Annotated in this window: 8 protein-coding genes; 4 read left to right on the top strand and 4 right to left on the bottom strand. The window is 53.5% G+C overall.

Going from position 1 to position 7,843, the window contains the following annotated elements:
* Positions 1-78: 78 nt before the first annotated feature.
* Together ttdA and IJT02_06870 are read right to left on the bottom strand one after the other, a co-directional pair.
* Positions 79-969 carry a L(+)-tartrate dehydratase subunit alpha gene (gene ttdA, locus IJT02_06875; GenBank protein MBQ7544651.1) on the bottom strand — a complete coding sequence of 297 codons (891 nt, stop codon included), beginning with the start codon at positions 967-969 and terminating at the stop codon, positions 79-81.
* A 30-nt stretch (positions 970-999) separates the two neighbouring features.
* On the bottom strand, positions 1,000-2,274 hold the full coding sequence (locus IJT02_06870; GenBank protein MBQ7544650.1) for an SLC13/DASS family transporter: 1,275 nt from the start codon (positions 2,272-2,274) through the stop codon (positions 1,000-1,002).
* Positions 2,275-2,455: 181 nt separating this feature from the next.
* Here IJT02_06870 and feoB point away from each other — a divergent pair, with 181 nt between their 5' ends.
* Genes feoB through IJT02_06855 form a run of 3 tightly spaced genes read left to right on the top strand, consistent with a single transcriptional unit; the run spans position 2,456 to position 6,361 of the window.
* Positions 2,456-4,801, top strand: a complete 2,346-nt coding sequence (gene feoB, locus IJT02_06865) for a ferrous iron transport protein B (protein ID MBQ7544649.1) — start codon at positions 2,456-2,458, stop codon at positions 4,799-4,801.
* Between the two features lie 10 nt (positions 4,802-4,811).
* Positions 4,812-5,561 (top strand): uridine phosphorylase, encoded by a 750-nt coding sequence (gene udp / locus IJT02_06860; protein ID MBQ7544648.1) that lies wholly within the window; start codon positions 4,812-4,814, stop codon positions 5,559-5,561.
* 5 nt (positions 5,562-5,566) lie between these two features.
* On the top strand, positions 5,567-6,361 hold the full coding sequence (locus tag IJT02_06855; GenBank protein ID MBQ7544647.1) for a P-loop NTPase: 795 nt from the start codon (positions 5,567-5,569) through the stop codon (positions 6,359-6,361).
* On the opposite strand, the gene IJT02_06850 is transcribed toward IJT02_06855, so the two are convergent.
* Both IJT02_06850 and IJT02_06845 read right to left on the bottom strand, forming a co-directional pair.
* Positions 6,339-6,977, bottom strand: a complete 639-nt coding sequence (locus IJT02_06850; protein ID MBQ7544646.1) for a GntR family transcriptional regulator — start codon at positions 6,975-6,977, stop codon at positions 6,339-6,341. The genes IJT02_06855 and IJT02_06850 overlap by 23 nt on opposite strands.
* Positions 6,937-7,566, bottom strand: coding sequence for a GntR family transcriptional regulator (locus IJT02_06845; protein ID MBQ7544645.1), 630 nt, complete (start codon positions 7,564-7,566; stop codon positions 6,937-6,939). The genes IJT02_06850 and IJT02_06845 overlap by 41 nt, the downstream gene beginning before the upstream one ends.
* Before the next feature lie 91 nt (positions 7,567-7,657).
* On the opposite strand from IJT02_06845, the gene IJT02_06840 reads away from it, so the two are divergent.
* Positions 7,658-7,843, top strand: a 186-nt coding sequence (locus tag IJT02_06840) for a hypothetical protein (GenBank protein ID MBQ7544644.1), incomplete at its 3' end; no start/stop codon positions are given.

Below are 7,843 nucleotides of genomic sequence, written 5' to 3'. Positions count from 1 at the left end.
CTATCCTGATGTCCGCGAGGTCTTCTGCGCTGATAGGAGTAACAAGAATCTTCTTGCCGTCTCTGAACTCTACCGCCATTAGAACTTCACCCCCGAATGTGATAACACTTCAACATTAAGATCTTTGTCGAAGATTATATGCCCTCTCCTGTGGCTCCAGCACCCTACGTTCACTGCAACTCCGATTGCTGAAGGATGGCGCGCAGTGTTCTCGATGTTCACGCCCATAACGGCATACTTTCCGCCCATTCCCTGAGGCCCTATGCCGATCGCGTTGATGCCGTCCTCTAACAGCTTCTCCATCTTGGCCGCGCGCTCGTTGGGGTTGTGCGAACCGATGGGGCGCATGAGGGCTTTCTTCGAGAGCAGAGCCGCAGTCTCGACCGACGTAGCAACTCCGACACCCACGAGAAGCGGAGGGCAGGCATTGAGGCCGTAAGTGGTCATTCTGTCGAGCACGAACCTCGTAACTCCCTCGTAGCCTTCGCCGGGCATCAGAACCATTGCATGACCGGGAAGAGTGCACCCGCCGCCAGCCATGTACGTATAGATCTCGCACTTGTCGGAGTGAGGCACGATGTCCCAGAACACTGTGGGTGTACCTTTGCCGACGTTCTTGCCGGTGTTGTACTCGTCGAACGTCTCAACCGAGTTGTGGCGTAACGGTGTCTCGAATGTCGCCTTGATGACTGCTTCCTTCAGCAGGGCTTCGAGGTCATCGATGAGCGGAAATCTCGTTCCGCACTTCACCCAGAACTGAAGGACTCCTGTGTCCTGGCATGAAGGCCTGTCGAGCTTCACTGCAAGCTCCTGATTCCTGAACATCGTATCGTAGATGACTTTTGCCATAGGGCTGTCCTCTTTTTCGCGGAGCTCCTGAAGTTTCGCGATAACGTCATCAGGAAGTTTCTTCGCGGTGTGGCCGACGAACTTCGCGATGATGTCCGTCATTCTTTCGACCTGATTCATAAAACGTTTACCCCCTTCGTTAGATATATACTATGCCGCTGGGAAGAACGGGAAGGCCATCGGCAGAAGTATCATGCTTATTATTGTTGCGATTACGATTAACGGCAGGCCGGACTTCACGTAGTCCATGAAAGTATAATCTCCTGCTCCTACAACCATTGTATTAGCCGGCATTCCTATTGGCGTTGCGTACGCGCACGAACCTCCGATTACGCAGGCCATGAGTACAGCACGCGGGTCTGCGTTCATTCCCTGAGCGATTGACAGGCAGATGGGAGCCATGAGCGCGGTTGTTGCGGTGTTGCTCATGAAGTTAGTCATTACACAGCACAGGATGAACACGACGAACGTAAACATTGTCGGTGAAGGATTCTCCCCGAGTGCACCTATAACCTTTTCGGCAATCATTCTTCCTGCGCCGGTCTTGTCGAGTGCTGTTGCGAGCGAGAGAGTTCCGCCGAACAGGAATATAGTCTTGAGGTCAATGGACTTCAGCGCGTCGTCCTCAGAGATTACGCCGAAGAGTATCAACAGCACTGCTCCGACGCAGCCCACAACGCTTAACGATATGCCTATCTGCTTCTCGAAAATCATTCCGAGCAGTGTAGCAACCAGAATAACAAGCGAGAGAGTCTTCTTCCACTGAGGCACTGCGGAGAAATCTTTAGCTGTGTCGAAAACTCCCTCGCCTTTCGGGTCATGGTTAGGCAGAAGATAGAAGCCTATTGTTGCGTAGAAGAGTATTCCGACAATCAGAATCGGAGCTCCAACTATCGCGTACTCAAAGAACCCGAAGGTAGGAAGTCCCGCCTGATTAAGCGTGCTCTGTGCTATCATGTTGCCGGGTGCGCCTATTAGGGATAGGTTGCCTCCCATTGCGGCCGCGAAGACTAGGGGCATCAAAAGCCTGGAACGCTTGAACCCTGACTTTGCGGCTATTCCGATAACTACGGGGATAAGTATTGCTGCAGTTCCCGTATTCGAGAGCACTCCGCTCATCAATCCGACGATGGTCATGATTGCGACGATAAGCATTCTCTCACTGCCTGCGAACTTCGTAACGATTCCGCCGATCTCGTTGGCCATGCCCGTCTCAAAGAGAGCACCTCCGACGATGAACATCGCGACAAACAGAATCACGTTGCCGTCAATGAAGCCGGAGAACGCTTCCTTAACGCCGAGCACCTTCGTAACGACGAGGCCGATGCAAACAATCATAGCCGTAAGACCGAGAGGGATTTTCTCGGTAACGAACATGACGATTGCGAAGGCGAGGAAACAGAGGGTAATAACTGCCGGACTCATGTGAACTATCACACTCCTCATGAAATAATAATAATTTGTGGCTTTATATTTTGTATCCAGTTGGGATAGTGATAATGATAGCGCAAAGCCCCCAAATGTCAACTGTGTATGCGCGAAAATTTCGCAAGGCGTGAAGTTTGTGCTATTGTAACCACATCATTATTCATTCAGGAGCACGAGCATGAACACACTCAGCCTTAAGGAACTGGACATCAATCAAAGCGCAGTAATCGATTCTGTGGGAGGAGAAGGAAGCCTACGCCAGCATCTTCTGGACATGGGGATAATTCCCGGCGCACAGGTGAAGATGATACGCACCGCACCGATGGGAGACCCCCTCGAGATTCGCATTCACGATTACGAGCTGACGTTAAGGGCGGACGACGCAGGACGCATAACCGTAAAGCCCGCAAGGGACAGCGGGAACGCCGAACGCTTCATCAACAACATGCAGACGATCGAGCATCCCGGTCTCGGAGAGGAAGGCAAGTACCACGTTGAAGGCGAAGGCTCAGCACTTCCTGAGGGTACAACGTTGACCTTCGCGCTTGCAGGAAACCAGAACAGCGGAAAAACTACCCTCTTCAACCAGCTCACGGGAGCGAGCCGCAGAGTCGGGAATTTTCCCGGTGTTACGGTTGACCGCAAAGACGGAGTCATCAAGGGGCATCCCGATACACTGATTACTGACCTGCCGGGCATTTATTCTATGTCGCCTTACAGCGGAGAAGAGATAGTCTCCCGCAACTTCATTCTTAACGAGAAGCCCAAAGCCATAATCAACATCGTCGACGCAACGAACATTGAGCGCAACTTGTACCTGACGATTCAGCTTCTGGAGATGCAGATACCGTTAGTTGTCGCCCTCAACATGATGGACGAACTCAGCGGCAACGGCGGAACGATTGACATCAACAGAATGGAGGCACTGTTAGGCGTGCCGGTGATTCCGATTTCCGCGCTGAAGAACGAGGGAGTTCATGAGCTTGTACAGCACGCAGTTCACATCGCAAAGTATCAGGAGAGACCGAAACGCTACGACTTCTGCGGCGAAGAAGACCACAACGGAGCAGTTCACCGCGCGATTCACGCAATCTGCCACCTCATACAGGATCACGCAGAACGCGCGGGCATTCCCCTTCGTTTCGCGGCAAGCAAAGTCATCGAGAATGACCAGCTCGTGATGAGCCAGCTCGGCCTCGAGCAGAATGAACGCGAGATGCTCGAACATATAATCCTTCAGATGGAGCACGAGAGAGGGTTAGACCGCAACGCCGCGATGGCGGATATGCGCTTCACGTTCATCAAGAAGGTGTGCGCACAGTCAGTAGTGAAGCCCAGAGAGAGCAGGGAGCACGTCAGAAGCCAGAGGCTCGACAGAATCTTGACGGGCAAATACACGGCTATTCCGACGTTCATTGCTGTAATGGCGGGGATATTCTTTCTCACGTTCAACGTTATCGGCGCGTACTTTCAGGAGGTTCTTGAGGGATGGATTGAGGCCTTCACGGGGAGTGTAGACGCGTACATGACTTCTGCGGGGGTGAATGATGTGCTTCACGGGCTGATGACCAACGGAATTTTTGCGGGCATAGGAAGCGTGCTGTCGTTCCTGCCGATTATCATCACGCTGTTCTTCTTCCTGTCGATACTCGAGGACACCGGCTACACGGCGCGCGTTGCGTTCTTCATGGACAAGCTGTTAAGGAAGATAGGGCTGTCGGGCAGGAGCATCGTGCCTATGCTTATAGGTTTCGGGTGCACAGTCCCTGCCGTAATGTCAACGCGAACCCTCCCCAGCGAACGTGACCGCAGGATGACCATTCTTCTTACACCATTCATGAGCTGTACGGCCAAGCTCCCGATCTATGCATTCTTCGTCAGTGCATTCTTCCCCAAGCACGGCGGACTGATAATGACCGGCCTGTACCTTCTGGGAATCGTTGTCGGGATTCTTGTTGCCCTGCTCTACAAGGAGACGCTGTTCAAGGGAGAAGCTGTACCGTTCGTTATGGAGCTCCCGAATTACAGGATGCCCGCCGCAAAGAATGTTTTGATGCTCATGTGGGAGAAGGCTAAAGACTTCATTCAGCGCGCGTTCTCCGTGATATTCGTTGCGACGGTGGTTGTGTGGTTCCTGCAGAGCTTCGACCTTCACTTCAGGCTTGCGGAGAACCCCGACACCAGCATACTTGCTTACGTTTCGGGATTGCTCGTTCCGCTGATGCGTCCTGTCGGTCTTGGCGACTGGCGAATCTGCACATCATTAATCAGCGGCTTCATGGCGAAGGAGTCCGTAGTCTCGACGCTTGAAGTCCTATTCGGCGACAACGTCAGCTCCGCAATCTCCTCCGTGTCAGCCGCGTCCCTGCTGGTGTTCAGCCTGCTCTACACTCCCTGCGTTGCGGCCGTCGCGTCAATTAGGCGTGAGCTCGGCGGTAAATGGGCGTTCGGTGTCGTGGTGTGGCAGTGTGCGGTGGCGTGGGTTGCGGCGATGGTTACACGAATGATTATGCTTATGCTTTAAGGAGGCCATCATGAGACAGTATCACATAGCGTTAGACACAGAAGATGTCGGCCGTTACTGCATTCTTCCCGGAGATCAGGGCAGGTGCGAGAAGATAGCGCAGTATTTCAGCGAGCCTTACTTTGTCGCCAGCAACCGTGAATATACCACGTGGGCAGGAACTCTTGAGGGCGAAAAAGTCTGCGTAACTTCAACGGGCATCGGCGGGCCGAGTGCGGCCATCGCGATGGAGGAGCTTTCCGCGCTCGGAGTAACAACCTTCATCCGCGTCGGGACTTGCGGGGGAATCAACATGAAGGTGAAGGCTTCGGACGTAATTATTCCGACGGCGGCGGTACGTTACGACGGGACAGGCAGGGAGTACGCACCGATAGAGTACCCTGCGGCGGCGGACTTTTCGCTGGTGCGTGCACTTGTTGACTCAGCGCGCGAACTCGGCGAACGCTGGCACACGGGAATAGTCCAGTGCAAAGACTCATTCTACGGACAGCACAACCCTTCACGAATGCCTGTGAGCTATGAACTCCTCAACAAGTGGGAGGCGTGGAAGAGGCTCGGGGTTCTCGGCAGCGAGATGGAGTCTGCTACGCTGTTTGTTGTTGCGGCGGCGTTGGGCGTGCGTTGCGGGAGCGTCCTCAACGTAATCTGGAATCAGGAACGCAAGGCGGCGGGGTATAATGAACCTGACGACTTCGACACTGACAAGGGAATACGCGTTGCAGTCCGTGCAATGTCGAAGCTGATTACAGAGGGGGAATAGTTATCATGGCATGTAACCACGACTGCGAACACTGCGGCTCAAGCTGCGGAGAACGCACGGCCGAGTCTATGCTCTTCGCTCCGAAGCCGGGCGTGAAGAACGTCATCGGCGTTGTCTCGGGCAAAGGAGGAGTCGGGAAGTCCCTAGTTACCGGGCTCTTGGCCTGCGCGATGGCTAAGAAGGGCAAGAAGGCGGCAATTCTCGATGCGGACATAACAGGTCCGAGCATCCCGAGAATGTTCGGGCTGAGAGACCACCTGCTGTCTGACGGGCACATGATTCAGCCGGCAGTCAGCAAAGGAGGCGTTAAGGCAGTCTCTATGAACCTGTGCCTTCCCGACGAAGGAGACCCCGTAGTCTGGCGCGGGCCTGTACTCGCCGGAGTGCTCCAGCAGTTCTGGGAGGAAGTAGACTGGGGAATCACTGACTTCATGTTTGTCGACATGCCTCCAGGAACGGGGGATGTGCCGCTTACTGTGTTCCAGTCCCTGCCGCTTAAGGGGATAATCATTGTTACGACACCGCAGGAGCTCGTGGGAATGATCGTGCACAAAGCCTTAAGGATGGCGGAAATCATGAAGATTCCTGTTCTGGGCATCGTCGAGAACATGGCGTATTTCGAGTGCCCTGACTGCGGGAAAAAACATTACATCTTCGGTAACAATGCTTCCGGCGTAAAGATTGACGCAGAGATTCCGATAGTGCCCGGCCTCGCTGAACTCTGCGACAAGGGAGAGATTGAGACGAGCGACGCAGTGAAGTACCTCGACGGTCTGGCTACTGCTCTGTGTAACGCGTAAGCATATCGTTCATGCTGCGGAGTATATGCGCCCTCATTGCTCCCGCAGCTTTCTCTGCATCTCCGGCCTTCAGCATCGCAAATATCTCCTCGTGCTCCGAACGCGAAACCCTCGCGTATTCGTCCCTGCTCGTCCGAAGCCCCATAGATAAGCCGTTCCACAATTCACTGAGCATGTTCACAAGCCGACCGTTCCCTGACGCAAGCCATATGTTATAGTGAAACGACTGGTTGAGGTCAGAATAATTTTCCGCGTCATGGCTCACCAGATGCTTCGTACAGCGTTCAATCTCCGACAAGTCAGCCCCCTTCTCGCACACAAGACGGCACGCCTCAGACTCCAATGCCGCGCGAATCTGGTAGTGCTCCCGTATGTTCTTGGCCGTCATCCCGAGAACAACTGCTCCTCTGTTCTGCGCAAGCTCAAGCAGTCCGTCCCGCGCAAGAATCACGAACGCTTCACGCACCGGCGTAACTGAGATTCCCAGTGCCTTAGCCGTAGCCTCCAGCGGCAGAACTTCACCCGCAGGTATGCTCTGGCTGATTATCGCCTCCCTTAGTGATGCCGCAGCCTGTTCACGCACTGGCAGCAGCTTTACCGGCCTGACGTTCAGCATCTTTCTCCCTCTTTCTCCTTATACGTATAAACTCGTTCGCAAGCACCTCAGAATATACAGCGTAACCCGCCCTGAGAATTTCTTTGTCGTCCGGGTTCTTGACGGCCTCGAGGATATTTCCGAACACCGCATCAATCCTGCCCGTGTCCTCAGAGTTATTCAGCACGAACGCAAGATATACCCCCGCAAAGGTCTCGAGCGTCTTCCGCCTGAACGCTGAGCCCGCCATTCCGCACAGTTCGCGGTGAAACTCTCTCTGATCCTTGAAGGACGACAGCAGCGCAGAATCTTTGTCCGCGAGTCCTCTGATTGTCTCCGTCTCAAGTGAAGCCATGTCCGAGAAGATTTCGTGAATGCCGTCATTCGTCAGAGCAGTAATCTCTACGTGCTGGTTTGTGTGCCGCCGTACGAGACCCTGATACTCGAGGGCAATCAACGCTTCACGTACGGGCATCCGCGAGACATCGAGAGACGCGGCAAGCTCCGTCTGGGTTATCCTTATCCCGGCCGGAATGTCCCCGAACAATATTGCTTCCTGCATAATCTCTAATGCTGTTCCTGATTTATATTTCTTGGTAAGTTTAATCATAATGAGTAAAAATTGTATCCATTGTTCAGCGTTTTGTAAATCTCGTATTATAATATCGCGCAATCATTAAAGAACGAAAGAAGGCTTTATCTTGCATGTGTACCCGTTAACGCCGGAGCAGCGGTATTTCTACGATTACCAGAACACCGCGCCCGACTCCACAATGTATAATCACTTCCCCATGCTCGTGAAATTGCAGGACTATGTTGACGCTGAGAGGCTCGCGGACGCAATCATGACGACTCTTCACGCACACCCTGCATACTTGACCGTAATT

It is taken from the genome of Synergistaceae bacterium (assembly GCA_017450125.1).
In the GTDB taxonomy this organism is placed as follows: Bacteria; Synergistota; Synergistia; order Synergistales; family Aminobacteriaceae; genus JAFUXM01.
This window is presented reverse-complemented; position numbering and strand designations above follow the sequence as displayed.